General features: G+C 77.7%; 1 pseudogene. It reads left to right on the top strand.

Annotated features, from left to right (window positions below):
* Positions 1-560: pseudogene (locus EAD98_RS30295) on the top strand (DNA polymerase III subunit gamma and tau); the annotation flags it as partial.

Below are 560 nucleotides of genomic sequence, written 5' to 3'. Positions count from 1 at the left end.
GCGGGGGGCCGGAGATCCACCGGTCGAACCGGCACTGGCCGGCGAGACGGGTGCTTTCCGGCCCCCCGCCGCGCGGTGCCGCCGTCGGCGGTGCTTCCAGACCCGGCGACGCCCGAGCCGCCCCGACCCGGCGCGCCGGCCGCGGCGCTGGACGCGGTCGCGGTCCGCCGGGTCTGGCCCGACGTGGTCGGCAAGGTCAACCGGACCAACAAGCGGATCGCGGCCCTGATGCGCGACGCGGTGGTGCGCGACCTCGACGGCGACACGCTGGTCCTGACGGTCAAGTCCACCGTGCTGGCCAAGATGATGGCCGACCACGCGGCGGTGCTCACCGACGCGCTCTACGAGGAGTTGGGCGGGCGCTGGCAGATCCGTTGCGAGGTGGCTGGTGAGCGGGGCGGCGTGTCGCTGTCCGGCCCGCCGCGCTCGCAGCCCGCCGCGCCGGCCCGACCCGCTTCCTCGCCCACGCAGGCGGACGCCGCACCCACCCCGACGAACGCGATCGCCGCCACCGGCCCGACCGGCGGTCCGGATGCCCGTGCCGGCCTGCCCGGCGCGGG

Origin of the sequence: Micromonospora sp. CV4, assembly GCF_003667455.1 — a bacterium.
Classification (GTDB): domain Bacteria; phylum Actinomycetota; class Actinomycetes; order Mycobacteriales; family Micromonosporaceae; genus Micromonospora.
The sequence above is the reverse complement of the archived record's forward strand: the minus strand, read 5'-3'. Positions and strand labels throughout refer to the sequence as shown.